This window comes from Mesorhizobium atlanticum, assembly GCF_003289965.1.
Lineage (GTDB): Bacteria > Pseudomonadota > Alphaproteobacteria > Rhizobiales > Rhizobiaceae > Mesorhizobium > Mesorhizobium atlanticum.
Genome location: NZ_QMBQ01000003.1, coordinates 115,052 through 141,373, shown reverse-complemented (window position 1 = coordinate 141,373; position 26,322 = coordinate 115,052). Strand labels below are relative to the sequence as shown.

Annotated in this window: 23 protein-coding genes; 11 read left to right on the top strand and 12 right to left on the bottom strand. The window is 64.2% G+C overall.

Translation table 11 applies throughout. The features are described 5' to 3' along the window. Positions 1-42 precede the first annotated feature (42 nt). Positions 43-519, bottom strand: a complete 477-nt coding sequence (locus tag DPM35_RS10395) for an Lrp/AsnC family transcriptional regulator (protein ID WP_112127745.1) — start codon at positions 517-519, stop codon at positions 43-45. Between the two features lie 88 nt (positions 520-607). On the opposite strand from DPM35_RS10395, the gene DPM35_RS10390 reads away from it, so the two are divergent. After that, positions 608-1,528, top strand: coding sequence for an EamA family transporter (locus tag DPM35_RS10390; protein WP_112127228.1), 921 nt, complete (start codon positions 608-610; stop codon positions 1,526-1,528). Between the two features lie 58 nt (positions 1,529-1,586). On the opposite strand, the gene DPM35_RS10385 is transcribed toward DPM35_RS10390, so the two are convergent. Continuing rightward, complete coding sequence (locus DPM35_RS10385) at positions 1,587-2,474, bottom strand: dienelactone hydrolase family protein (RefSeq protein WP_112127227.1); 888 nt, start codon at positions 2,472-2,474, stop codon at positions 1,587-1,589. Between the two features lie 335 nt (positions 2,475-2,809). Here DPM35_RS10385 and DPM35_RS10380 point away from each other — a divergent pair, with 335 nt between their 5' ends. Further along, positions 2,810-3,244 (top strand): hypothetical protein, encoded by a 435-nt coding sequence (locus DPM35_RS10380; protein ID WP_112127226.1) that lies wholly within the window; start codon positions 2,810-2,812, stop codon positions 3,242-3,244. Positions 3,245-3,259: 15 nt separating this feature from the next. Here DPM35_RS10380 and DPM35_RS10375 read toward each other — a convergent pair whose 3' ends face one another. Further along, the gene (locus tag DPM35_RS10375; protein WP_112127225.1) at positions 3,260-5,572 is read right to left on the bottom strand and encodes a glucose/quinate/shikimate family membrane-bound PQQ-dependent dehydrogenase; all 2,313 of its coding nucleotides are present in this window, start codon (positions 5,570-5,572) and stop codon (positions 3,260-3,262) included. A 240-nt stretch (positions 5,573-5,812) separates the two neighbouring features. Between DPM35_RS10375 and DPM35_RS10370 the strand changes: the two genes are divergently transcribed. Next, positions 5,813-8,452 carry an ATP-dependent helicase gene (locus tag DPM35_RS10370; RefSeq protein WP_112127224.1) on the top strand — a complete coding sequence of 880 codons (2,640 nt, stop codon included), beginning with the start codon at positions 5,813-5,815 and terminating at the stop codon, positions 8,450-8,452. A gap of 9 nt (positions 8,453-8,461) precedes the next feature. Here DPM35_RS10370 and DPM35_RS10365 read toward each other — a convergent pair whose 3' ends face one another. From DPM35_RS10365 to DPM35_RS10345, 5 genes are all read right to left on the bottom strand, one after another. Further along, positions 8,462-9,508: an ABC transporter permease gene (locus tag DPM35_RS10365; protein ID WP_112127223.1), complete on the bottom strand. Its 1,047-nt coding sequence runs from the start codon at positions 9,506-9,508 to the stop codon at positions 8,462-8,464. Beyond that, positions 9,508-10,302 (bottom strand): ATP-binding cassette domain-containing protein, encoded by a 795-nt coding sequence (locus tag DPM35_RS10360; RefSeq protein ID WP_112127222.1) that lies wholly within the window; start codon positions 10,300-10,302, stop codon positions 9,508-9,510. Before DPM35_RS10360 ends, DPM35_RS10365 begins: the two co-directional genes overlap by 1 nt. An 88-nt stretch (positions 10,303-10,390) precedes the next feature. Beyond that, positions 10,391-11,398 (bottom strand): substrate-binding domain-containing protein, encoded by a 1,008-nt coding sequence (locus DPM35_RS10355; protein ID WP_112127221.1) that lies wholly within the window; start codon positions 11,396-11,398, stop codon positions 10,391-10,393. 83 nt (positions 11,399-11,481) lie between these two features. Continuing rightward, positions 11,482-12,387 carry a sugar phosphate isomerase/epimerase family protein gene (locus DPM35_RS10350; RefSeq protein WP_112127220.1) on the bottom strand — a complete coding sequence of 302 codons (906 nt, stop codon included), beginning with the start codon at positions 12,385-12,387 and terminating at the stop codon, positions 11,482-11,484. Positions 12,388-12,389: 2 nt separating this feature from the next. Next, positions 12,390-13,421 carry a Gfo/Idh/MocA family protein gene (locus DPM35_RS10345; RefSeq protein WP_112127219.1) on the bottom strand — a complete coding sequence of 344 codons (1,032 nt, stop codon included), beginning with the start codon at positions 13,419-13,421 and terminating at the stop codon, positions 12,390-12,392. Between the two features lie 198 nt (positions 13,422-13,619). Between DPM35_RS10345 and DPM35_RS10340 the strand changes: the two genes are divergently transcribed. The 4 genes from DPM35_RS10340 (at position 13,620) to DPM35_RS10325 (ending at position 18,550) form a co-directional block, all read left to right on the top strand. Continuing rightward, positions 13,620-14,645, top strand: a complete 1,026-nt coding sequence (locus DPM35_RS10340) for a LacI family DNA-binding transcriptional regulator (RefSeq protein ID WP_112127218.1) — start codon at positions 13,620-13,622, stop codon at positions 14,643-14,645. Positions 14,646-14,798: 153 nt separating this feature from the next. Beyond that, positions 14,799-16,268, top strand: a complete 1,470-nt coding sequence (locus DPM35_RS10335) for an esterase-like activity of phytase family protein (protein ID WP_112127217.1) — start codon at positions 14,799-14,801, stop codon at positions 16,266-16,268. Between the two features lie 91 nt (positions 16,269-16,359). Further along, complete coding sequence (locus tag DPM35_RS10330) at positions 16,360-17,832, top strand: MATE family efflux transporter (RefSeq protein ID WP_112127216.1); 1,473 nt, start codon at positions 16,360-16,362, stop codon at positions 17,830-17,832. Positions 17,833-17,974: 142 nt separating this feature from the next. Further along, a complete protein-coding gene (locus DPM35_RS10325) occupies positions 17,975-18,550 on the top strand; it encodes a TMEM175 family protein (RefSeq protein ID WP_112127215.1) in 576 nt (191 codons plus the stop codon). A gap of 6 nt (positions 18,551-18,556) precedes the next feature. Here the strand turns inward: DPM35_RS10325 and DPM35_RS10320 are convergent, their stop codons facing one another. Further along, entirely contained in the window at positions 18,557-18,838 is a 282-nt protein-coding gene (locus tag DPM35_RS10320) for a hypothetical protein (protein WP_112127744.1), read from the bottom strand. Positions 18,839-19,084: 246 nt separating this feature from the next. Between DPM35_RS10320 and DPM35_RS10315 the strand changes: the two genes are divergently transcribed. Beyond that, on the top strand, positions 19,085-19,951 hold the full coding sequence (locus DPM35_RS10315; RefSeq protein ID WP_112127743.1) for an SDR family NAD(P)-dependent oxidoreductase: 867 nt from the start codon (positions 19,085-19,087) through the stop codon (positions 19,949-19,951). A 7-nt stretch (positions 19,952-19,958) separates the two neighbouring features. On the opposite strand, the gene DPM35_RS10310 is transcribed toward DPM35_RS10315, so the two are convergent. The 3 genes from DPM35_RS10310 to DPM35_RS10300 all read right to left on the bottom strand — a co-directional run bounded on the left by DPM35_RS10310 (position 19,959) and on the right by DPM35_RS10300 (position 21,846). Then, on the bottom strand, positions 19,959-20,387 hold the full coding sequence (locus DPM35_RS10310) for a low affinity iron permease family protein (RefSeq protein WP_181591985.1): 429 nt from the start codon (positions 20,385-20,387) through the stop codon (positions 19,959-19,961). A gap of 329 nt (positions 20,388-20,716) precedes the next feature. Next, positions 20,717-21,358: a DapH/DapD/GlmU-related protein gene (locus tag DPM35_RS10305; protein WP_112127214.1), complete on the bottom strand. Its 642-nt coding sequence runs from the start codon at positions 21,356-21,358 to the stop codon at positions 20,717-20,719. Positions 21,359-21,417: 59 nt separating this feature from the next. Next, a complete protein-coding gene (locus DPM35_RS10300; protein ID WP_112127741.1) occupies positions 21,418-21,846 on the bottom strand; it encodes a CreA family protein in 429 nt (142 codons plus the stop codon). 250 nt (positions 21,847-22,096) lie between these two features. On the opposite strand from DPM35_RS10300, the gene DPM35_RS10295 reads away from it, so the two are divergent. The 3 genes from DPM35_RS10295 (at position 22,097) to DPM35_RS10285 (ending at position 26,131) form a co-directional block, all read left to right on the top strand. Continuing rightward, positions 22,097-22,681 carry an SCO family protein gene (locus DPM35_RS10295; protein WP_112127213.1) on the top strand — a complete coding sequence of 195 codons (585 nt, stop codon included), beginning with the start codon at positions 22,097-22,099 and terminating at the stop codon, positions 22,679-22,681. Further along, positions 22,681-23,553, top strand: a complete 873-nt coding sequence (locus DPM35_RS10290) for a 50S ribosomal protein L11 methyltransferase (protein ID WP_112127212.1) — start codon at positions 22,681-22,683, stop codon at positions 23,551-23,553. Before DPM35_RS10295 ends, DPM35_RS10290 begins: the two co-directional genes overlap by 1 nt. Positions 23,554-23,923: 370 nt before the next feature. Further along, positions 23,924-26,131 carry a hypothetical protein gene (locus DPM35_RS10285; protein ID WP_112127211.1) on the top strand — a complete coding sequence of 736 codons (2,208 nt, stop codon included), beginning with the start codon at positions 23,924-23,926 and terminating at the stop codon, positions 26,129-26,131. The last annotated feature ends 191 nt before the right edge of the window (positions 26,132-26,322 follow it).

Here is a 26,322-nt window from a genome sequence, read left to right as displayed (position 1 = left end):
CCCGACGGAACCCTGCGAGGCGCTTTTGCTCTCGCTGCCACGTCACTTCTGCCTGAATCCACCCAGCGGCGAGCGCGGCTCGACGGGTGACGACTGGATGATGGCCGTGTTGGTCATCGCATAGGGAATGATCCGGTCGATCACCCGCTCGAGTTCGCCCACCGAGCTGACATGCGCCAGCGCGATGAAGCAATCCTCGCCGGTCACCCGGTCGCATTGGGCGATTTCCGGCAGGTCGCGAATGATGTCGGCCACCACGGAAAGCTGTCCCGGGACCGGCCTGATCCTCAGCCAAGCCGACAGTTTGAGCCCGAGGGCGGCCGGATTGATCCTGACCGTATAGGCCTCGATCACGCCGTTCTCCTGCAGCTTGCGGATGCGCTCCGCCACGCTCGGCGCCGACAACCCGACGGCACGCGCCAGTTCCGCCGTGCTGGTGCGCGCGTCCTTTTCCAGGAGCCGCAGGATCTTCAGGTCCACGGCGTCCAGTTCGGCATTTTCATTTCGAAGGTTTTTCAATTTTTTCATCTTCCATTGGAAGCTAGAAAATCAAACAGGCCGCTGATCGCACATGTAAGTCGCGCATTTCGCCTGCGATAATGCGCGCATGCCCAGCCAAACGCAAACTCCAGCTGCAAACCAAGCCACCGGCAGGACCGACGCCCCGCGTCCTATCCTTGCCCTCGGCGGATTGGCCAATGCGCTGCCGCCGCATGTCTGGTTCTGCGTCAGTGCCGTGTTCCACTATCTCGGGCCGGCTTTCGCGGTGCTGCTTTTCGATCAGGTCGGCGTGCTCGGCATGGCCTGGCTGCGCATCGCGACCGCCGCTCTCATCTTCGCCCCTTTGACCAGGCCCTGGCGCGTCTTCGCGCGCGCCGACCGCGCTCAGCGACTGCTGTTGCTGGCCTTCGGCGCCTGCCTTGCGGTGATGAACTGCTCGTTCTATCTGGCGCTCGACCGCCTGCCGATCTCTCTGGTGGCGGCGATCGAGTTCGTCGGCACGATCGGGGTCGCGCTGGTCGGCCTGCGCAACCCGCGCAACTTTGCCGCGCTGGCTGTCGCCGTGATCGGCACTTTGCTGCTCATCGACGTCAAATGGTCGAGCGATCCGCTTGGCCTGTTCTGGGCTTTTCTCAACGGCGCCCTGTTCGTCGGCTATATCGTGATCGGCCACCGCATTGCCCAGACCGGCATCGGCATTGCCGGCCTCGGCACCGCCATGGCGGTCGCATTCCTCATCGTGTTGCCGGTCGGCTTCCGCGAGGCGCTGCCCGCCTTCTCATCGCCGCAACTGCTTGTCGCGGCGATCGGCGTCGGCGTCTGCTCCTCGGTCATCCCCTACATCTGCGACCAGCTCGCCATGGCGAGGCTGCCGCGCGCGAGCTTCGCGCTGATGCTGTCGCTGCTTCCGCTGACAGCAACATTGATCGGCGTCATCGTGTTGCGCCAGCTGCCGAGCGCCACCGACTGCATCGGCATTGCGCTGGTCATCGTCGGCGTCGCTTTCCACAAGCCGGCACTGGAGTGATCCATCGACGTTGCCATTGAGGCGTGTCGTTTGCAGGCCTGCCTCATATCGGCATGCCTCAGGCCAGCTTTTCCTTCAGGAAAGCAACCGTCCGGCTCCAGGCGAGATCGGCGGCTTTCTTGTCATAGCGCGCGGCCGAGGTGTCGTTGTTGAAGGCGTGGTTGGCGCCCTCATAGACATAGACCTTATATTCGACATGCGCGGCGTCGAGCGCTTTCTTGTAGGCATCGATGCCGGCATTGGTCCGGCTGTCGAGACCGGCATAGTGAAGGAGCAGCGGCGCCTTGATCTTCGCAGCATCCTCCGCCTTTGGCTGCATGCCGTAATAGGCGACGCCGGCGCTGAGATCGGGAGCATGGACGGCGAGCTGGTTCACTGCGCCGCCGCCCCAGCAGAAACCGAGCGCACCGACCTTGCCGTTACCGGCCTTGAGGCTCTTGAGGTAGGCGACCGTCGCCACGCCGTCCGCCGCGACCTGGGCGGCATCGAGCTTGGAGAACATGTCGCGCGCCTTGTCCTCGTCGGATGGCGTGCCGCCAAGCGGCGATAGGAAGTCCGGCGCGAGCGCCACGAACCCTTCCAGCGCCACGCGTCGGGCGACATCGCGGATATGCAGGTTGAGGCCCCTGTTCTCATGGATGACGATGACGGTGCCGACCTTGCCCTGCTGATCGGCCGGCTTGACCAGATAGGCTTTCATCTCGCCGCTCGAGCCGGGATAGGTGATGTCCTCGCCCTTAACGCGGCTGTCGTTCTCGGCGACGATCGCCGCCTTGGCGGAGTTGGCCGCCAGCATCGGCGCGATCGCGGCCGCCGCGGCGCCCGAGCCCGCCAGCCTCGTCAACTGCTCCATGAAGCGGCGGCGATCGAGCGTCAGATGCGTGTATTCGTCATAGGCATCGATCATCATCTGGGTGATGACGGGCTTGGCGACGGGTTCGGTCATGGCTGTCCTCGACGTAGTGCATGTCGCCCAAAAGTGCGCAGCGGTTTTGCGACAACGACATGCAATCAAGCAAAGACCTAAAGTGCGACACGGGAATCCATTTCCGACGTGGCGCGCTTTAGGCGGGTGATCCGCAAGATAGGGTCGAGAGTTGCATGGTCCAGTCACGCCGGGGTGACGATCCTGCGAGGGAGTCGTGACGGAGCAGTGCGCCGACAAGCCAGCTTGATTCATCACATTTTGGTCATTTCCGAAAGGCCTGATGGTGCTGTCACATTAGGGCGCGAAGTTGCCGCAGCCGCGTCACCGATACGAATGACGAAAAGGGGAGTGCCATGAACGTCCAGGATATCATCAACACCGTTTCCTCGAAGGCCGGCCTCGACGAGCCCACCTCCGAGAAGGTTGTCGGCACCATCTTCTCCGTGCTCGAGCACGAGGCGGAAGGTACCAGCGTTTCGTCTTTCTTCGCCCAGATCCCCGGCGCCGACGCGCTGGCCCAGAAATATGACGTGATGGCCGCCGGTGCGGCCAATTCGGGCGGCGGCCTCCTTTCGTCGCTGCAAGGGGCGCTTGGCGGCGTGCTCGGCGAAAAGGCCGGCGCGCTGATCAACGGCATCGCGGCGCTTAAAGCGTCCGGCCTCGACATGGCGCAGATCCGTCAGGCCGGGGAGACCTTGATCAAGCAAGCCGAGGCCGCCGCCGGCCCCGATCTCACCAACCAAGTGCTGGACCAGGTGCCCAGCCTGCGGGGCCATCTCGGACTTTGAGGCCCGACGCCTCCCTCACTTCGGCAGCGCGTAGGCCATCACATAATCACCCGGCTTGGTGCCGACCGAGCCGTGGCCGCCGGCAACGATGACGACGAACTGGCGGCCGTCGGCCACCGTGTAGGTCATCGGCGTCGCCTGCCCGCCCGCCGGAAGCCGCGCCTGCCAGAGCTGCCTGCCGGTGGTGAGGTCATAGGCGCGCAGATAGTCGTCGACCGCCGCGCCCAGGAAGGCGACGCCGCCGGCCGTGATCATCGGCCCGCCGATGCCTGGAACGCCGACCTTGAGCGGCAGCGGCAGCGGCGTCATGTCGTAGACGGTGCCGTTGCGGTGCTTGTAGGCGATGTTTCCCGTCTTCAGGTCGACGCCGGCGACATAGCCCCAGGGCGGCGCCTGGCAGGGAATGCCGAGCGGCGACAGGAACGGCCCCATCACCACCGCGTAAGGCGCGCCTTCGTTGCGGTTCAGCCCCTGCTCGCTGCCCTTGGTGTCGCTCGGCGGCGGCACGTCCGCGCGGGGAATGAGCTTGGAGGTGAACGCCAGGTAGGTCGGCATGCCGAACATCACCTGCCGCACCGGATCGACCGCGACGCCGCCCCAGTTGAAGACGCCGAAATTGCCGGGATAGATCAGTGAGCCCTGCAGCGAGGGCGGCGTGTAACGGCCTTCATAACGCAGCTTCTTCAATTCGATCCGGCACGCCAGCTGGTCGAACATGGTGATGCCCCACATGTCGGCGCCGGTCAGCGGCTTGGGATTGAAGGACAGGTCGGAGGCCGGCTGCGTCGGCGAGGCGTGATCGCCATCGATCGCCCCGCCAGGCGCGGGCACTTCCTTCACCGGAATGATCGGCTCGCCGGTGCGCCGGTCGAGCACGAAGAGGTCGCCTTGCTTGGTCGGCCCGACCAGCGCCGGCACCACGCCGCTCTGCGTTGTGATGTCGACCAGCGTCGGCTGCGCCGGCACGTCCATGTCCCACAGATCGTGATGCACGGTCTGTCGCACCCAGCGTAATTGCCCGGTGTTGAGGTCGAGCGCGGTGATAGAGGAGGAGAATTTTTCGACATTGGCGCTGCGGCCCATGCCGAGCTGGTCCGGCGTCTGGTTGCCGAGCGGCAGGTAGAGGAGCCCCAGCCTCTCATCGGCACTGGCGGTCGACCACATGTTGGGTGAGTTGTGGGTGTAGGTTTGCCCGGCGGGCAGCGGCGTCGTCACGTCCGGATTGCCGGAATCCCAGTTCCACAGCAGCGCGCCCGTGTCGGCGTCAAAGGCACGGATGACACCCGACGGCTCCTCGGTCGAGTAATTGTCGTTGACCGCGCCGCCGACGATGATCTTGCCGGCCACGATCAGCGGCGCCGAGGTCGAATAGTAATAGCCCGACTTCGGGTAAGGCATGCTGGCCATCAGGTTCAGCGTGCCGCCCTCGGCGAAGGACGGACATACCTGGCCGGTGGTGGCATCGAGCGCGATCAGGCGAGCGTCCGACGTCGGCAGGTAGACGCGCTGCGCGCAAGGCTGGCCTGCCGCGATCTTGGCATCGGCGTAATAGGACACACCACGGCAGGTCTGGTGCTGGCGGTTGTTGTCGAGCTTGATCTTGGGATCGTAGCGCCACTTTTCCTTGCCGCTCGCGGCATCGATGGCGATGGCGAAATTGTGCGGCGTGCAGATGAACAGCGTGTCGCCCACTTTCAGCGGCGTCACCTGATAGGTCGTCTCGCCGATATCGTCGGGGCCCTTCACGTCGCCGGTGCGGTAGGTCCAGGCCGGCTGCAGCTTGGCGACATTGTCGGGCGTGATCTGGTCGAGCGGCGAATAGCGCTGGCCGAAAGGCGTGCGGCCATAGTAGTGCCACTCGCCGGCCGGCATGTCGCCACCGAGATTGGCGGCCGTCGCCACCTTTTCAGCGCCGAGCGTGCCGCCGATGTCGTGAGGATCGGCGGTCATCGAATAACCGGCGACCGCGAGCGAGGCGAGCACAGCCAGGATCAGCGGCGCGCGACCGTCGGGACCACGCAGGCCGCGCCTTGCCCACGGCGTCAAAAGCCACAGAGCGATGAGCACGATGACGCCGCCGCGCGGGCCGAGCTGCCACCAGTCGAAGCCGATTTCCCACACCGCCCAGCATAAAGTCGCGAGCACGAACAGCCCGTAGAGCCAGAGCGAGCTCGAGCTGCGCCTGACAAGCAACCAGGCGGTGATCAGGAAGGCCAGGCCGGCGATCAGATAGTACCAACTGCCCCCCAGCACCGCGAGCCAGATGCCGCCGCCGCCGAGAATGAGACCGATGAGGAAGAGGACGAGGGAGGTGATGGTGACAGCCAAGACGGTGCTCCTTCGACTGTTGCGCGCATCAAGCAATTCCAGGAAAAGTGTGAAGCGGTTTTCCGTCCGGAATTGCGTCAATCAAGATAGAGCCGCCAGGCGACGTCATGCCGTCCCTGCCCTGCCGTCACAGCTTTCCCCTGCCCGCTACGGCTGTCAAGTTGATCCGGGACACGCGAAACTAGAACAAAACGTAGACAGTTCTGGTCTTTCGCTGCCGAATCACTACATTCGGGGGCGATGTCGGGCTTTTCCGAAGACATGCCTTTTTTCGATGAACCGAATGCGCGGCCCGCGGCGGCCCCGTCCGGCATAGCCGCGCGCGCGATGGCCGCCCGCAGCGGCCAGAACAGCGCGCCCGATTACCTGAGGGGCCTGAACCCGGAGCAACGGCTCGCCATCGAAACCACCGAAGGCCCGGTCCTGGTGCTGGCCGGCGCCGGCACGGGCAAGACGCGCGTGCTCACCACCCGCATCGCCCATATCCTCGCCACAGGCAGGGCTTTCCCGTCGCAGATCCTGGCCGTCACCTTCACCAACAAGGCCGCGCGCGAGATGAAGCAGCGCATCGGCCACCTGATCGGCGAAGGCAATGTCGAAGGCATGCCCTGGCTCGGAACCTTCCATTCGATCGGGGTGAAGCTGCTGCGCCGCCACGCCGAGCTTGCCGGGCTGAAATCCGACTTCACCATCCTCGACACAGACGACGTGGTGCGGCTGATCAAGCAGCTGATCCAGGCCGAGGGGCTGGACGACAAGCGCTGGCCGGCCAAGACCTTCGCCCAGATGCTCGACAACTGGAAGAACAAGGGTCTCGGCCCCGACGAGATTGCCGAAGGCGACGCGCGCAGCTTCGGCAACGGCAAGGGCCGCCAGCTCTATAAGGCCTATCAGGAACGGCTGCAGACGCTGAATTCCTGCGACTTCGGCGACCTGCTCTATCACCCGATCCGCATCTTCCGCGCCTATCCGGACGTGCTGAAGGAATACCACCGCAAGTTCAAATACATCCTGGTCGACGAGTACCAGGACACCAACACCGCGCAGTACATGTGGCTGCGGCTTTTGGCGCAGCGACCACAAGCCGGGCGCTCACCATCGGCCGAAGGCCGCAAGCCCGACCGGGCGTCGGCCGGTCAGGCCGCTCCCGCGGAGGCCAGCGAGCGGAGCGAGCGCGCGGCCGTGAGCGAAACCAAAGTCAACATCTGCTGCGTCGGCGACGACGACCAGTCGATCTATGGCTGGCGCGGCGCCGAGGTCGACAACATCCTGCGCTTCGACAAGGATTTCCCGGGCGCAACCATCATCCGGCTGGAGCGCAACTACCGCTCCACCGCGCATATCCTCGGCGCCGCCTCGCATCTCATCGCCCACAATGAGGGCCGCTTCGGCAAGACGCTGTTCACCGACCGCGACGACCCCGAGGACGACAAGGTGCATGTCCATGCCGCCTGGGACTCGGAGGAAGAGGCCAGGGCCATTGGCGACGCCATCGAGGCCTATCAGCGCCAGAAGCACAATCTGAACGACATGGCGATTCTCGTCCGCGCGTCTTTCCAGATGCGCGCCTTCGAAGATCGCTTCATCACGCTGGGCCTCAATTACCGCGTCATAGGCGGTCCACGCTTCTATGAGCGGCTGGAAATCCGCGACGCGCTGGCCTTCTTCCGCGTCGTCGCCAATGGCGGCGACGACCTCGCCTTCGAGCGCATCGTCAACGTGCCGAAACGGGGGCTCGGCGAAGCCACCATCCGCCAGATCCACGACACCGCCCGCGCGATGCGCATTCCGATGCTGGAGGCCGCCGCCACGCTCGCTGAAAGCGACGAGCTGAAGCCGAAGCCGCGCGCAGCACTGCGCGAGGTGGCGGCCAATTTCGAGCGCTGGCAGAAAGCGCTGGAAACGAAGCCGCACACCGAGCTCGCCGAGACCATTCTCGAGGAGAGCGGCTACACCGACATGTGGAAGAACGACCGTTCGGCGGAAGCGCCCGGGCGATTGGAAAACCTCAAAGAATTGATCCGCTCCATGGAGGAGTACGAGTCGCTGCGCGCCTTCCTCGAGCATGTGGCGCTGGTCATGGAGGCTGAGCAGGGCGAGTCGCAGGATGCTGTGAGCATCATGACGCTGCATTCGGCCAAGGGCCTGGAATTCGAAACGGTGTTCCTCCCCGGCTGGGAAGAAGGCCTGTTCCCGCATCAGCGCGCGCTGGATGAAGGCGGCCGCTCCGGCCTCGAGGAAGAACGCCGGCTTGCTTATGTCGGCCTGACGCGGGCGAAAAAGAACCTGCACATCTGGTTCGTCTCCAACCGCCTCATCCACGGCCTGTGGCAATCGACGATCCCCTCGCGCTTCCTCGACGAACTGCCGGAAACCCATGTCGACGTAGCCGATGGCGGCAACTCGTACGGCGGCTACGGCAACCCCTATGGCGGCGGCGCCTTCGCGTCAGGACGTGCTGGCGGCCGGCAAAATCCCTATGGCGCCTCACGCTTCGACAATATCGGCGCCAACGATCAGGGCAGCTTCTCCAACACCTATGCCACGCCCGGCTGGCAGCGCGCCCAAGCCAACCGCACCGAGGCGACAGACCGCAACTGGGGCACGCGCTCCGGCCACCAGGTCGAGCGCATCGGCTACGGCGAGACCGACAGTGGATATGGCGCGGGGCGCACAAGCGTGAAAGGCCGCACCATCGAAGGCGAGCTGATCGCCAAATCCGTCGCCGATACGCCGTCCGCCTTCAATGTCGGCGACCGCGTCTTCCACCAGAAATTCGGCAACGGCAACATCGCGGCCATCGACGGCAACAAGCTCACCATCGACTTCGACAAGGCCGGCCAGAAACGCGTGCTGGACGGGTTCGTTGCGCCGGTGTGACCGGCCCCCTCACCTATACCTTGCCTGGTTCCACTTATGGCCGAGCAGCGACAGGATGATGATCAGCCCGTTGAAGAACTGCACGTAAAAGCCGCTGAGGCCCGCCGCCACGACGCCGGTCTGGATGAACGACACCGTGACCGCGCCTATAGCGCCGCCGACGACGGTGCCGATGCCGCCCCAAGTCGGCGTGCCGCCGACGAATACCGAGGCGAGTACCGGCAAGAGATAGCCGTCGCCCGCCGTTGGCCACCAGGTGAAGTTGATCATCACCGAGAAGGTGCCGGCGATCGCGGCGCCTATACCGGTGAAGACGAACACTTTCACCCGCACGAGCTTGACGTCGATGCCCATCTGCTTGGCGCTGTCGGGATTGTCGCCGACGACCTTCACCTGCGCGCCGAAGCGGTGCCGGTTGAAGAGCAGCGCCGAGAACACGACGAAGGCGATCGCCCAGAAGATCTGCACCGGGATGCCCCAGACCTGGCTGGAGAAGATTTTGTAGGCCGCGCTGTCGGCCAGATTGGTCAGCGCCGTCGACTTGCCCTCGTTGATGATCTGGATCAGGCCGCGCAGCAGGAAGTTCATGCCGAGCGTGGCGATCAGCGACGACAGCCCGCCATAGACGACCAGCGACCCGACCAGGAAGCCCAGCAGCGTGCCGGTGACGAGCGCCGCGGCAATGCCGAGGAACGGATCGTAGCCTGCCTGCACCACCAGCGCGAAGACCCAGGAGGCGAAGCCCATCGTCGCCGGGAAGGAAAGATCGATCTCGCCGCAAGTGACGACGAAGACCAGCGGCACCACCACGAACAGCGCGACGGGCAGTGTCGTCAGCACCGAGCTGTAGAGATACCAGGTGGTGAAGACGGTCGGGTTGGCGAGCATGAACACCGCCATCATGACGATGAACACCGCGAGCGTGCCGAGCGAAGCGCGGTTGTCGAGCACGAAGCCACGCAGCCAATTGTCGGAGGGATGGCTCCATTCCTTGGCGGCCTTGCCGCCTGCCCTTCCCAGAGGAGATTGCAGATCGGGTTCCATGGCCTTGCTCATCACGCTCTCTGCTCCGCTTCGCCGGCCTCATGCAGCCCCGGCAAGCCGTCGGGATGCGCCACATCTTCCATGAAGTTGATCAGGTCCTCGGCCGACTTCACCTCGGTACGGTCGGCCGTCAGCGCCACCTTGCCGCGATCGAGCACGACGAAACGGTCCGCAATGTCGAAGACATGATGGATGTTGTGGCCGATGAAAAGGATCGAGCGGCCGCTCGCCCGCACCTGGCGCACGAAGTGGAAAACCTTTGCCGTCTCGGTCAGTGACAGCGCCGTCGTCGGCTCGTCGAGGATGATCAGCTCCGCCTGCTTGTAGATGGCGCGCGCGATCGCCACGCCTTGCCGCTCGCCGCCCGAAAGCTGGCCGACGATCGACTGGGGCGTGAACACTTTCGAGGTAAAGCCGATCTCGCGCATCAGCCGGCTCGCTTCCGCGACTTCCTTGTTGACCTTCAGCCAGCCCATGAAGCCGGTAAGTTCCCGGCCCATGAAGATGTTGCGCACGATGGTCTGCTGCACGGCCAGGGCGCGGTCCTGGAACACGGTCTCGATGCCGGCGTCGCGCGAGCGCGCCGCACTCCATCCGCTGACCGGCTTGCCGCGCACGAGGATCTCGCCGCTGGTCGGCTTGACGACGCCGGACAGGATCTTGATCAGCGTCGACTTGCCGGCTCCGTTGTCGCCGATCAGGCCGACCACCTCGCCGCGATCGACGCTGAGGTTGACGCCGCCCAGCGCATAGACCTGGCCGTAGGATTTCTTGATGTCGCGCAGTTCGATGATGCGTTCGCCCATGCGATCCTCGCTTGAATTGTCCGTTTTGCCGGCCTCGTCTGCCGGCGGTCCCGCCGGCCGGGTTGGATCCGGCCGGCGGCCTGGGAGGTCAGCGCAGCGCCTGCTTGGCGAGCTCTGAGACGATCTCGTAGTTCTGCGGCGTGACGAAGCCAGCGCCGGTGTCGACATTCATGGGCGCAAGACCGAGCACCACCTGCTGGCAAAGGCTGAGGATCGGCAGGTAGCCCTGCATGAACGGCTGCTGGTCGGCGGTCAGCTGCACCCAGCCGCCCTTGAAGGCCTCGACGATCTGTGGGCTGGTGTCGAAGCCGAAATTGAAGATGTCGCCAGGCTTCCTGCCCGCCGCCTGCATATAGGTGGCGACATTTCCGAGCATCTGCCCGCCGGGATAACCGACCGCCTTGACGCCGGGATTGTTGAGCAGCGCGGCAGTGATCGGCGGGATCGCGAGATTGGGATCGGCTGCCCATTCGGTCTGCGAATTGATCTGAACGACATCGACACCGGCCTCCTTCAGCGCGGCGACCGTCCCGCGCTCGCGCGCGCCGCGGCTCTCATTCTCGAACGGGCCGATCATGATCGCCTTGTCGCCGGCCTTCAGCCCGGCCAGCTTGAACGCCTCGGCGCCGAGCGCGCGCCCCTGCTGCTCCTGCTGCGCGCCGACATAACCGCCGCCGAACGCAGCCACCACGGTCGGCACCGGAACGTTCTGGTACATCATCTTGATGCCGTCCTTATGCGCCTGTTCGGCCAGCGGCATGATCGCCGCGTCGCCCGGATGGCCCATCATGGCGATGCCCTGAGGCTTGACTGCGACTGCCTCGCGCAATTGCTGCACCATCTTTTCGACGTCCCAACCGGAAAAGATGTAGTCGACCTTCGGCCCGAGATCGGCCGCTGCCTGCTTGGCGCCATTATAAACGATGGTGCCGAAGGCGTCGCCCTCGGCGCCGCCGACGAAGAAGCGGATGTGGACGTCCTTGCACCATTGGGCGTCAAGCGCCTGTGCCGGCAAGGTGGAAATCGAGGCGCAGAGCGCCGCGGCGGTCGCCACGACGGTCGAGCGCAGAACAGTTCTTCTGGTCGTGATGCTCATGCACGTTCCTCCCTTTTGGTCCCTCGCAGGCGAGGGTTTTCGACAATGATTTGGATCGGCCGGCTCCTCCCGCCGGCCGGTACTCAAGCCGGATTGGGCAGGTAGCTGTTCCCTCCCCGGCATTGCTTCAGATATTCGAGCGCGCGCACTTGGCCGGTGATCTCCAGGTCGCCGCGATAGACAGGGTCGTGCCAGCCCTCGATGTCGATGGCGCCCTTGTAGCCGGCCAGCCGCAACTCGCTGATCACCCGCGTCCAGTCGCTGTCGCCGAAGCCCGGCGTGCGCATCTGCACGAAAGGCAGGCGGCCGAACACGCCATGCTCGCGGATCACGTCCCAACGCACCGTCGCATCCTTGCCATGGACATGGAAGATGCGCGGCGCCCATTTGCGGATCTGCGGGAGCGGGTCGATGAGATAGACGAGTTGGTGGCAGGGCTCCCATTCAAGGCCGAGATTGTCGTTGGGCAACTCGTTGAACATCAGCTCCCAGGCGTCCGGGTTGTGGGCGATGTTCCAGTCGCCGCTCGCCCAGTTGCCGTCCATGGCGCAGTTCTCGAAGGCGATGCGCACGCCCTTGTCGGCGGCGCGCCTGGCCAGCGGTCCCCACACCTCGCGGAAACGCGGCAGGCTGTCGGTCAGCTTCTTGCCGCGCAGGCGGCCGGTGAAGCCACAGACCATCGAAGTGCCGAACAGATGCGCGTTGTCGATTACCGTCTCCCAGGCTTGGAGCACACCGCGATCGACTTCGCCGCTTTCGAGCGGATTGCCGAACACGCCGATCGACGACACGGTCACATCGGCATCGCCGATCGCCTCCCTTATCTGGCCGGCCAGCCTGGGCAGGTCCTTGCCGCCCAGCGTCTGCCAGAAGAAGGGCTGGATGCTCTCGAAGCCAAGCGGCAGGATCTCCCTGACATAGGCGGCCGGATCGTCGAGATTGGCCCGCACCATGGTGCCGATCCTGATATCGAGAAGCGGGTTCGGCATCGTTATCCTTCCTGGGTCGCGATCGCCACGCGCCGTCCGGTCTCCGCGCTTTCGATCGCGCCGAACACCATGGCGAGGCTTTTGATGTTGTCGGCGCCGCGGGTCTCCGGCTCGGTGCCGGTCTCGATCGCGCGCATGAAATCCTGGATGATGCCGAGATGTCCGCCGACGCGGTCGGCCGGGTCGAGCGCCGGCACCTCGATGGCTTCCGTCTTGTCGATGATACCGTCGCGGCCGGACGCAACCACCTCGGCCTTCAACCCGTCATGGCCGTCCCACAACAGGCTGCCGCGCTCGGCGACGATGCGCCAGCTGCCTTCCCAACTGGTGCGAAAACCGTCGGCGCACCAGGAGCCGGCATAGGTGAAGGCCTTGCCGCCGCCGAAATCGAAGACGGCGCTCGCCGACGAGCCCTGCCGGTACCAGGAACTGGCCGGCTCCCACTCCTGGCAATAGACGCTGGCCGGCTCGCCGGCGACCATGTAGCGCGCGGCGTCGAAGGTGTGGATCGCCATGTCGAGCAAGAGCACGTGGCGCATCTCTTCGCGAAAGCCGCCGAAATGCGGCGCGATGAAGAAGTCGGCATGGATGCTGGTCGGCCTGCCGATGGCGCCGGAGTCCAAGAAGCGCCGGATCCGCCTGACATTGGCGACGTAGCGCCGGTTCTGCACGACGGCATGGACGCGCCCGGCCTGGCGCGCCGCCGCGATGATGGCCCGCGCATTCTCTGGGCTGTCGGCCAGCGGCTTTTCGGTGAGCAGGTGGCAATGATGGGCAAAGGCAGAAAGCGCCACCTCGCGGCGGGCCGCCGGAACAACGACATCGAACACGGCGTCGGGCTTCGTCTCGTCGAGGACGGCGTCGAGGCTGGTGCCGACGACTGCGTTGGTGAGGTCGAATTCGCGCGCCCTCGCCTGAGCCCGCTCAGCGTCGAGATCGACAAGGCCGGCAACGGCGAGCCCGTCGATCTGCCTTGCGGCGTCGAGCCACTGCTTGCTCATGGCTCCGCACCCGACCAGGACGACCTTCATCATCCAGCGCTCCTCCTCCGCTCGGCCCCTCCAGTCCGAGTGTCACGGCATTTCCGGCATCACCGTAAACGTTTTTCCGTAAACGTTTACGAGAACACACCCGATGGCGTAGAATGTCAATCACCCGCTCGCGAAAAATCGACATCCACTGCTTGGCCTGAAGGGCGGCCGGTGCTAGCGAAGACGGGGGGAGAACCGGCCTTGGCGTCCAGCATCCACGATCTCGCGCGTCACCTGAACATTTCGATCGGCACCGTGTCGCGCGCGCTGAACGGCCGCGCCGATGTCAATGCGGAGACGCGCCAGCGCGTGCTCGAGGCGGCCAGGAAGCTGAACTATTCGCCCAATCAGTCGGGCCGCAGCCTGCGCCAGGGCGCCACCCGGTCGATCGCCTTCATGCTGCAACCGCATCCCGGCGACCAGCAATATGGCGAGCCGTTCTTCATCCCGTTCCTGACCGGGCTGCAGGCGCAACTCGCCGAGCATGACCTGGATTTGATGGTCGTCATGGGCGAGCCCGGTCAATATCAGCCGGAGAGGCTGCGCCGCGTGGTTGAGACGCGCCGAGCCGACGCGGTCGTGTTGGCCAATACACGGCGGGAAGACGACCGGATCGACTATCTCAGCAAGGCCGGCTTTCCCTTCGCCACGCTTGGCCGAAGTCAATCCGGCGGCGACACCTATCCCTCGCTCGATATCGATTTCGAGAGGGCGGGTGAGGAAGCCGTCGACCGGCTGGTCGCGCGCGGCCACCGCCGCATTGCCGCCATCCGCCCCTCGCTTGATCTCAACTTCGGCTACCTGTTCCTCGACGGCTACCGCAAGGCGCTCAGGCGGCACGGCATCGAGGTCGATCCCGGCCTGATCGCCGACGGTTTCATCAACGAGACCGGCGGCTACCAGGTAACGCCGCGCGTGATGCTCTCCAAGGACCGGCCGACAGCCATCATCTTCAACAACGACGCCATGGCGCTCGGCGGCTGCAAGGCACTGGCCGAGATGGGCATCAGGCCCGGCCACGACATCGCCGTGATCGTCATCGTCGACACGCCGCTTTGCCGCTACTTCTCGCCGGCGCTGACCGCCTTCCGACCGTCGCTGGAGCCCATGGGCCGGCGGCTGGCCGAGATGCTGCTCGCCTCCCTTCCCGCCTTCGCCGGTCCCGAAGGCACACGCATCATCCGCGAGGTCTGGCCGCTGGAGCTGGTCGCAAGGGAGAGCGATTAAGCACCTTTTCCTTCGCCCCTTGTGGGGAAGGAGAGTCCCGCCTGTCATGCAACCATCACGTTCAAGCCCTAGACCGCTCGACGGGAGGGGCCGGCGGCGACCTTGATGCGCCCCCTTCCAGCTACCGGCACGCTCGTCACGAAGGGGATATCCATGAAACATCTCAACCGAACCGTCGCGCTCGGCGCGGCGCTTGCCCTGTTCAGCGCCCTCACTCCGGCGCTCGCCGACGGCGTCGCCTATGTCAACAAGGGGCTCGTCGGCGTCGGCCGCATTCCGGCCAGCCAGAAGGACAAGTTCGGCGAGACGTTTGGTTCGGGTTCCGGCATGGCGATCGACGCAAAGGGCTGGGCGCGCGACGGCGCCGGCTACAAGGGCTCGCTCTGGCTGCTGCCGGACCGCGGCTACAATGTCTTCGGCACCACCGATTACCGCCCGCGCCTCAACACCATCTCGATCGAGCTGACCCCGACCGCTCCTGGTGCTGCGCCCGCCGCCGGACAGGAACAGGCCGGCGTCAAGGCGGCGCTCGCCGACACGATGCTGTTGACCGACGACAAGGGCGCCGACGCCACCGGCCTCGATCCGCTGAACGGCGTGCGCCCGGCCTCTGGCGACATGCCGATCCTGCCGCAGGCGGACAACGGCAAGCTGGCGCTGGACGACGAAGCGATCGTGCGCCTGCCCGACGGTACCATGTTCATCTCCGACGAATACGGCCCCAACATCTATCGCTTCTCGGCCGAAGGCCGCTTGATGTCGGCGACGCAGCCGCCCGCGGCGCTGGTGCCGATGCGCCACGGCAAGCCGAACTTCGCTTCCGACAATCCTGGCCCGGGCGCGGCCGGGCCCGATCCGAAGGATCCCGAGACCGGCCGTCAGAACAACCAGGGCCTCGAAGGCATGTCGATGACGCCGGACGGCAAGTTCCTGATCGCCGTGCTGCAGTCGGCGGCCCGCCAGGACGGCGGCGATTCCGGCTCGACGCGCCAGAACACCCGCGCGCTGGTCTATGACGCTTCCGACCTCGCCCACCTCAAGCTGGCGCATGAATATGTCGTGCCGCTGCCGGTCTTCAAGGACGCCAAGGGCAAGACCAAGGTCGCCGCGCAAAGCGAGATCGTCGCGCTTTCCGACAAGAGCTTCCTTATGCTGGCGCGCGACTCGGGCAACGGCCAGGGCCTGAAGGGCGACGAATCGCTCTACCGCAAGATCGAGATCGTCGACCTTTCCGCAGCCACCGACATCGCCAACGGTCCGTTCGACGCGGCCGACAAGCCGGTGGCGCCGAAAGGCGTGCTTGACCCATTGGTAATGCCGGCCAAGCTGACGCCGTTCATCGACATCAACGATAAGGGCGAGCTCGGCCGCTTCGGCCTGCATAATGGCGCGCCGAACAGGAACAACCTCTCGGAGAAGTGGGAAGCGATGTCGCTGGCGCCCGTCCTAGAGCCGAAGCTTCCCGACGACTATTTCCTGTTCGTCGCCAACGACAACGACTTCCTCACCCAGGACGGCTTCCAGGTCGGCGCGCCCTACAAGGCCGAGGACGGCGCCGATGTCGACACCACCTTCCTGGTCTATCAGGTCACGCTGCCCGGCCTTTCCAGCAACACACAGTAAGTCAATTGGTCATCTGGCTCGCCCGGAAAAGGGTGCATGTGTCTCGGGCCTGCGATAGCATCACGGGCCTGATTCATTTCCGGTGCCTGCCATGGATGACAAAAAGCCTGCCCGCCCGCGCGTCGGCGACCTGACCAGCGGGCCGATCCCGCGCACGCTGCTTTTGTTCGCGCTGCCGGTACTGGGCTCCAACGTGCTGCAGTCACTCAACGGCTCGATCAACGCGGTCTGGGTCGGCCGCTTCCTCGGCGAGGCGGCGCTGACCGCCACCTCCAATGCCAATCTGGTGCTGTTCCTGATCCTCGGCACGGTGTTCGGCATCGGCATGGCGGCGACCATCCTGGTGGCGCAATCGGTCGGCGCCCGCGATCTGCCCGAAGCGAAGCGCATCGTCGGCACCAGCGCTACCTTCTTCTTCCTCGTCTCGGTCCTGTTCGCCGTCTGCGGCTGGATCTGGGTCGATGCCATCCTGAGCGGGCTCGGCACGCCGGCGGATGCCTTGCCTCTGGCGCGCAGCTACTTGCGCATCATCTTCGTCGCCGTGCCTATGATGAATCTCTTGTCCTTCGTCATGACCGTGCTGCGCGGCGCCGGCGATTCGCGAACCCCGTTTATCTTCATGGCGCTGGCGGTCGTTCTTGACGTCGTGCTCAATCCGCTGCTGATCCGTGGCATCGGCCCCTTCCCCGAGCTCGGCATCGCCGGCTCGGCGACCTCGACGCTGATCGGCCAGACGGTGAGCGTCATCGCCATCCTGATCGTGCTTTATGTCCGCAAGCACCCGCTGCGGTTGGCCGGCGCCGATCTCGCTCTGCTGCGGCCCGACCCGGCGCTGCTGCGCATCGTCGTCTTCAAGGGCATTCCGATGGGCCTGCAGATGATCGTCATCTCGGCAGCGGCATTGACCGTGATGGGCATCGTCAACTCCTACGGCTCGCAGGTCGCCGCCGCCTATGGCATCGCGGCCCAACTCTGGACCTATATCCAGATGCCGGCGCTGGCGATCGGGGCAGCGGTCTCCTCGATGGCGGCGCAGAATGTCGGCGCCGGGCGCTGGGATCGCATCGGCAGGGTCGCGGCCTCGGGTATCGGCTTCAACCTGGTGCTGACCGGCGCGCTGGTGGCGCTGCTCTTCGTCTTCGATCGCCCGGTGCTCAGCCTTTTCCTCAGCAACGACAATGCCGCGATCGACATTGCCGCTCATATCAACAGGGTGGCGTCCTGGTCGTTCATCCTCTTCGGCATCACGATCGTGCTCTTCGCCACGGTGCGCGCCACCGGCGCCGTCATGCCGCCGCTCATCATCCTGATCATCTCGGTGTTGTTCATTCGCACCGGCTTTGCCTATTCCATGCGCAGCGTCATCGGCCAGGAGGCGCTGTGGTGGAGCTTTCCGGCCGGCTCGATCGCCTCGCTCGCGCTCGCCGCGGCGTATTATCGCTTCGGCCGCTGGCGCACGATGCATATGATCGAGGTCCGGCCGGCGGCGGGCGAACCGCCCGACACCGGCCTCGGCGTGCCGCGCCAGCGTGCCAATCTTGCGCCTGAGACACCGGCCGGCTGAAGGTGCCGCTGGTTGTTGCGGGCCACCCGGCGTAGCGCGCCGAACCGTCCAGTATACCGAACGCCCTCCTGCCAATTCTGGCAGTATGGCCTTGTGCGAAATCCTCCCGTAACGTCTGTCGACCGATCATCACGGAGGAACCATGGGCAAGGGAAGGGTCGAGGCGTTCACCGATGGCGTCGTTGCCATCATCATCACCATCATGGTGCTGGACCTGAAAGTGCCGCATGGCGAGGATTTCTCCGCGCTTTTGCCGCAGTGGCCGATCTTCTTCTGTTACGTGCTCTCCTTCACCAATGTCGGCATCTACTGGAACAATCTGCATAACATGTTCCACACCGTGCAGCGGGTGGACGGCCGCGTGCTGTGGGCGAACCTGCACTTGCTGTTCTGGCTGTCGCTGATGCCGGTGACGACGGCCTTCATGGGCGAAAACCACTTCGCGCCGGCTCCGGTCGCCGTCTATGGCGTCGACCTTGCGCTCTGCGCGGCGGCCTATTTCATCCTCGTGACCGCGCTGCGCCGGCTGCACGGCAGCGACACGACCTTTGCCAAGGCGGTGGGCCACGACAACAAGGGCAAGATTTCGCTGGCGATCTACATCGCAGCCGTGCTGCTCAGCTTTGTCAGCCAGTGGTTCGGCGTCGCGCTCTATGTGGTGGTGGCGATGGTCTGGCTGGTGCCCGACAGGCGGTTCGAGAGGCTCATCGAGAAATAGGCACTGCTACTTTCGCATCGCCTTCAGTTTTTCGGCGACTGATGCCGCAAGGTCGGCATAGCGCTCCTCCAGCCGCTCGGCCGCCTTGATGATCGGGATGTCATGGCCGAACTTCTCCAGCGCCAGCCGCAGCTTCTCGGCGAAATCCGCCTGCTTCTCCAGTGCCGCGAACAGCGTTTTCACCTGCGTCTCGCTGATATCGGGATTGGCGAGCATCTTGGGTACCTCGCGGCCCATCTGGTCGCCATTGGCGGTCTGCTCTTTGAGGATTCCGATCCAATCGGTCAAAATGCCGGGCTCCTTTTTCAGGACAGCATGCGCGGCAAGCGCAGCGATGGTCAACCCGTTGCGACCATAAGTCGTCAACCCGTTGCGACCATAAGTCGTCAACCCGTTGTGACTGTAAGTCGTCAATCGGTTGCCGCTCTTGCGGTCAACCAGTTGCCGCTCTTGCGGTCTTGGTCGGGCCTGACCGGCCTTGCCTCGGCGGCGGCGAGCGTTAAGTTCGGCGCGACCCGAACAAGGATGGAAACCATGACCAGCGACGACAAGATCCAGACCGCCCTGCCCGCTTTCGCGTCCGGCAACGTCGCCGTCATCACCGGCGGCGCCAGCGGCATCGGCCTTGCCGCCGCGAAACGGTTCGCGGCGATGGGCATGAAGACGGTGCTCGCCGATATAGGCGGCGTACGCCTCGATCAAGCCAGGCAAGCAGTCGCCGCGATCGCCGGCGACGATGCCGTGCTTCCGGTTCCCACCGACGTTTCCAAGGCCGAAGAGGTCGACCGTTTGGCGGACCTCGCCTACGGCGCCTTCGGTGCGGTGTCGGTGCTGATGAACAATGCCGGCGTCGGCAACAATCCGGGCAAGCCCTGGGAGAACCGCGACGCCTGGAAGCGGTTGCTCGACATCAATTTCTGGGGCGTCGTGCATGGCGTCGAGGCCTTTGCGCCGCGTATTCTCGCAGCCGGTAAACCGGGACTCATCATCAACACCGGCTCCAAGCAGGGCATCACCACGCCGCCCGGCAATCTCGCCTACAACGTCTCCAAGGCGGGCGTGAAGACGTTTACCGAAGGGCTGGCGCACGCGCTGCGCAACGAGCCGGGCGCAAAGGTTTCGGCGCATCTGCTGATCCCCGGCTTCACTTATACGGGCCTGACCGAGGGCGCGACGGAAAAGCCTGCCGGCGCCTGGACCGGCGAGCAGGTGATAGACTTCATGCTGGCATCGCTTATCGACGGCGATTTCTACATCCTGTGCCCCGACAACGAGGTGGCTCGACCGACGGATGAAAAGCGCATGGCCTGGGCGATCGGCGACATCATCGAGAACCGCCCTGCCCTGTCGCGCTGGCATCCCGATCACAAGGACGCGTTTACCGCCTTCATGAACCGCTGACGCGCACTCAAGCGGCGGCTTTCTTCTTGGCGCCGGTCTTGCCCGAGACGGCCTTCTTGGCCGTTTCCGCGATCTTGCGGTCGTGCCGCTTCGCAGCCGCCTCGCATTTGGCGCGGATCTCCTCGACCTCGGATTCCGTCAGGTGCTCGATGCCGATGAAATGATTGTGGGCGCGGCTGACCCTGATCAGTTCGTCGAGCTTGGCCTGGATCGCCGCGCCGTCGCGATTCTGGGTGTTCTGGATGAGGAACACCATCAGGAAGGTGACGATGGTGGTGCCGGTATTGATCACGAGTTGCCACGTATCCGAAAACCCGAAGATCGGGCCACTTGCCGCCCATGCAACCACGATCAGCAGGCAGATGGCGAAGGTCGGCGGCAGGCCGGCCAGATGCGCCACCCGGTTGGCCATCCAGGTAAAAGCCTTCTCGATCATTCAAATTCCTCAAAACCGTGGACGCGCAGGCATTTGCGAAGAAACAAGCAGCCACCGCCTCGGGTTCCAAAGGGTCGAATTTTCGTGACGGGACGGGCTGCAATCAGGCACACGCCAGAAGCGCAGGCGCGTGAAAAAACACCTTATCGGTTTGCTTGCGATAGTGGCGGTGCAGGCAAGAGAGTCTGTTCCTTCCGCTTCACAGCGGTTTACCTCCAGCCCCTTCCGCTGCGCCACCCCCGCATGGCGGAAGGGGCAACCACTCCCGACAGCAAAGCCTGGCACCCGGATGGCGCCGGCATGCTTCCTGACGGCGCTCTCTCTATGTATCAGTGCGTATTGCCTTCCCAGCGATCGAGGAAGGCTTCGATCGGCATGGCCTGCATGTCGGGGATTGCGCTCGCCAGTTTCTGCGGCGCCCAGTCCCACCAGTCCAGGGCCTCGATACGCGCCGCGACGGCGGCCGGGAACCGCCGGCGCAACGGCTTTGCCGGAACGCCGGCGACAATCGTGTAGGGCGCAACATCGTGCGTCACCACGGCATTGGCGCCGATGACAGCGCCGTTGCCGATCGCAACGCCCGGCATGACGACCGCGCCATGGCCGATCCAAACATCATGACCGACACTGACCGATTTTGCCTGCCGGCGCGCACGGAATTCGGTGTCGACGCCGAGCCAGCGAAAATATTCGTTCGGCCGGTAGCTGACCTTGTGCTGTGTCAGCCGCTCGATCGGATGCTCGAGCGCGTTGATGCGGCTGTTTGCGGCGATCGAGCAGAACTTGCCGATCGTCGTGTAGATCGCCTCGGAATGGCGCTCGAAATAGGAAAAGTCGCCGACGCTCACCTCGCGCAGGATCACCCGCTCGCCGATCGAGGCATAGCGGCCGAGCTTGCACGCCTTCAGCTCCGCGGTGGGATGGATGCGCGGCTCGGGATCTTTCAGGACAAGGTTATCGGAGCGGTCCATGCTCGGGCTTTACGCCCGAGCGATTGCCCTCGCAAGCGGGACAGAGAATCCGCTCGAATCTATTGCGGCTTGCCCTTGGTCCACACCACGTTCTGCCCGTAGAGCGGCACCGTCGTGACCGACATCTTCGCCGAGCCGTTCTGCACTTGGCGCGAATGCGACAGGTAGATCAGCGTCTCGTTCTTCCTGTCGTAGATACGGTTCACCACCTGCTTCTTCCAGATCAGGCTGAGGCCTTGCTTGAACACTTCCTCGCCGCCCTCGCTCATATCGATGTCGCCGATGGTGATCGGCCCGGTCTGGCGGCAGGAGATCGAGGAATCGGAAGGATCCTCGAACCAGTTGCCCTTATGCAGCCGGTCGATGATGCTGCGGTCGAAATAGGCGACGTGGCAGGTGACGCCGTCGACTTTCGGATCCTTGATCGCGTCGATCATGATGTCGTTGCCGACCCAGTCGACTCCCACTTTGCCCACCTCGTCGGCCATGGCCGCGCCGGCGCTGAGAGCAAGACATGCGGCGAACAAGCCGATCAGTTTTCGCAAAGGTAGCCTCCTGGGTTCGCGTTTGCCGATGTCAGGTGGGACAGGATCGTGGCGTTTGCAAGCCGCCCGATAGGGGTTTGTACTCCCGCCCGGATCTCTGCTTGCGGCAACGCGACATCTTTGCGTGCCCGGCGCCGACCCGTTAAGACTGTTGCCAAACTTGCCCCAAGGCAATCACGACGGACATTCACTGATGATGCGTTCAATCCTGGTCGGCATTCTCGTCCTGATGGCGGCGGGTATCGGCTGGCTGACATTCGACTGGTACCGCGGCCATTATGGCGGCGAGCCCTTCGGCGCGCCCTTCACCCTGGTCGACCAGAAAGGCGCGCCGATCACCGAAGCGGCCTTCAGGGGCCACCCGAGCGTCGTGTTCTTCGGCTTCACCCATTGCCCGGAAGTCTGCCCGACGACCCTGTTCGAGCTGGCCGGCTGGCTGAAGACGATTGGCGACAGCGGCAAGAACATCAACGCCTATTTCGTCACCGTCGATCCGGAGCGCGACACGGCGGAAACGATGAACACCTATGTCAGCAATTTCTCCGACCGCATCACCGGCATCACCGGCGATCCGGACAAGGTGCACGCCATGGCCAAGGCCTTCGGCATCTATTGGAAGAAGGTCGACACCGGCGACGGCGACTACACGATGGACCACACGGCCTCGGTGCTGCTGCTCAACGCCAAGGGCGATTTCGCCGGCACCATCGCCTATGGCGAGAGCGCCGACACCGCCGTCGCCAAGCTGAAGCGGCTGGCTGCCGGCGGGCAAAGCTGATGGGCCAGACCAGGCTCCACCTCACCGCCAACAAGATCGAGGCCGACCGCATCTTCGCGGCGCTCGACACCGCCTTCGAGGACGACGGACTGCCGATCGCAGTGCTGGAGCTCGACGAGGAAAAAGACATCCATGAAGTGTCGCTTTATGCCGACGGCGACATCGATCCCGTCGAGGCGCGGGTCAGGGATATCCTCGCCGGTCTCGGCCTGCCGAAGGCCGTCGAGCGCGAGGTTCTCCCCGACGTGGACTGGGTGTCGCGCTCGCTGGAAGGATTGAAACCGGTCCGCGCGGGCCGCTTCCTTGTCCACGGCTCGCACGACCGCGCCAAGCGCCACGCCGGCGATCTTGCCATCGAGATCGAGGCAGGCCTCGCCTTCGGCACCGGCCATCACGGCACCACCGCCGGCTGCCTCGAAATGCTGGAGCAGGTGGTGCTGCGCGAACGGCCGCGCAACGCGCTCGACCTCGGCACGGGAAGCGCGGTGCTCGCGATCGCGCTCGCCAAGCTCGCGCACATTCCCGTGCTGGCGACCGACATCGATCCAGTCGCCGTCCGCGTCGCCGCCGCCAACGCCCGCTTGAACCATGTCAAGGCGCTGGTCGAAACGGTTACGGCGCCGGGCTTCCACAACCCGATCTTCGCCAGGCGCGCGCCTTTCGACCTCATCGTCGCCAACATCCTGGCCCGGCCGCTGATGCGGCTGGCGCCCGAAATGGCAAAGCACATCAGGCTCGGCGGCTCGCTGGTGCTTTCCGGTATCCTCGACCGGCAGCGCGACGCGGTGATCTCGGCCTATGTCGGCCAGAGTTTTCGTCATGTGCGCACGCTGCATCGCGAGGGCTGGGTGACCATTCACCTCAAGCGCTGAGCAATTCCGGGAAAGAGCAAGGCGGTTAGGCTCGGTGCCTTCCGTAGCCCTTCGGCTGGAATTGCATGGAGGAGGGAAACGGATCGGTTCGACATTTCCGTAAAACGGTGAAACGCTCTCAGACCGGCCGTCCTGCCGACGATGCTTGGTATCTGCCAGTCCAGTATAGTGACCAACGGCCACCATCGATAATTTTGATTCCCTATATTGCTGGGGCTTTCGACAATCGGTGTCGGAATAGCGAGGATTGTCGCACTTCTACAACACACCGATTGATTCCAATCGTGCATGAACCTTGCAGGCAACCGGCGATTGCAATGTCAACACGCCACGCCTAGCGTTAGCGAGGGGCGACTGGGGCGACTTTGGCATGTTCTTTCGGAAAAATTCGCTGATGTCGGGGCGACGGCTCGCCCCGGCGCTTCTGGCTCTTGGCATTTGGCATCCATCCGGCGCGGCTGCCGCCGAGGACTGGCCGATCGGGACTATGATTGGATTGGAAGGTGGTGGCGTTCCTGGTGGCGCGGCAAACGCGACAAGTGCGAACGGAAGCGTGATTGTCGGCACCATATTGGTTCCGACGGATGAAGTGGGCTTCTTCGACTTCCACGCCGCCTACTGGAGCAATGGATCCGTCACGGCACACGATCTTGCCTCGGCTTCGGGTCTTGGATCCAGCTATGCAGTCGCGGTGAGCGGCGACGGCTCAGTTATTGTGGGAAATGCGTTCGTCTCCAGTCCAGATGGGCCTACACAGCATGGCGTCGCTTGGATCGGCGCGTCAAACACCTTTGTGGACCTTGGCGCTTTGGGCGGGTCCTACAGTCAAGCCAGGGCCATCAGCACAGATGGATCAACAATTGTGGGGTCGAGTTCGATCGTCCCGAATACCACTGACGGCCACGCCGCGGTCTGGCGAAATGGCGCGACGGCGCCAACCGATTTGGGAGCGCTGGCTGGCTACGACTACAGTGACGCCCTGGCGATCAGTGCCGACGGCACGGTCATCGTTGGCCAATCCAGCGATTACGTGAACGGAATCTTTCACGCGACATCCTGGACGAATGGCGCGACATTGCCCGTCGATCTGGGAACGCTCGGCGGTAATTACAGCACTGCCAGTGCCATTAGCGGCGACGGCTCAGTGATCATCGGGCAATCGAATACCATCGGCGGCTCATATTTTGCGGTCTCATGGCGGAATGGCGCCACGACACCGATGGCCCTTGAAACGCTGGGGGGGTCTTTCAACTATGCTCGTGCCGTCAACGAGGATGGTTCGGTTATCGTGGGATCGAGCGATGTCGCTGGCAACGTCGCGACGCACGCCGCAGCTTGGCTAGGTGGATCGACCACGCCAACCGATCTCGGCCTGCTGGGCGGGCACAATGCCGAGGCGATCGCTGTCAGCGCCGACGGCACTGTCATCGCAGGCAATAGCGAGACCTCTGACAACAGCGTACATGCTGTCGTTTGGACAGGCGGCGCCACGACACCAACCGATCTTGGCACGCTTGGGGGCTCTATCAGCCAAGCTACGGCGCTCAGTGCGGATGGTACCGTCGTCGTTGGGAGATCGAACATCGTTGGTGACTCCCAGTTCCGTCTTTTCGTTCTGCGGCTGGCTGCGTCCCCCGACATGCAGGATCTCGGCAACCTTGCAGCGTCATTTGTGCTTCTCGCCAATGACACCGCGCTTGCAATCGAGCGTCAGACCAGGATCGCCGATAGCGTGATGGATAGCGGATGCACAGTCAAAACCGGCGGTCGCTGGTGCGCCAGCATCTCGGGAGTCGGGCAATTCGACGACGGGCGATCCGATACCGGTGTCGGTGTCCTTTCACTTGGCTGGGCGCTCACCGATCGGTTTACCGCTGGCGTTTCGCTCGCAGGCGGATCCAGCGGGCACATGGATAGTGGCGCCGTCGACACGGGATTGAGCTGGTTCGGCGGCGCTTGGCTGAACTATAGTGCAGATCAGGCTACCCATACGGGCTGGCAGGCAGCTGCAGGCATTGCCTACGGCGAAGCGTCAGGAACAGCCGTGCGCGGCCTTGGACTCGACAATGTCGAACTCGCGCCCGGCGACTTCGATCTCGGCACGCTCGGCGCCAGAGTGACCGCTGGCTATGGATTTGCGGTGGACGATTGGGTGCTTACCCCTAGCGTCGGTTTTGAGGTATTCCATTCAAAGCGATCATCCTATGACGAAGCCGCCGATATCGATTTTCCCGCTAGCTTCAAATCCCTGCAAACGACGTCTTCCACCGCCACCCTGGCGGTTGCCGCAGGCCACTCCGCAGGTGCTCACGGTCGCGTCGAGTTGCAGGGCGGAGCCGTAGCGGATCTCGACTACGATGATCCGACTGTCATCGCCACATCAACCATCCCGGGGCTGGAATCGGTTTCGCAGAAGCAGGCGCTCGATCGCAATGGCATTCGCCCCTTCTTCGGCGCGACCTATACGTTCCAGCCCGAAGCGAACTGGAGCGTCACGCTCGATTCGAGGCTAGAACGCGCCGAATTCGGGGGCAGCTTGAACCTCAGCACAGCGGCGCGGCTCGGGGTTTCGTTCTGAGGCAGGCATAGACCTTGGGCGGCGCGACGCTGGTCACCGACCCACCGCCCGATCAAACCCAGCAACGCCGGGACAAATAGCTCGCCTGGCCGATAGGGCACATTCGCAAAAGATATTCCGCGATGACTTTTTCTGTTTGCAATCAATACGTTAGAATAATCTAAAGTGCCCGCAGAGGCCCTTGCCGTCAC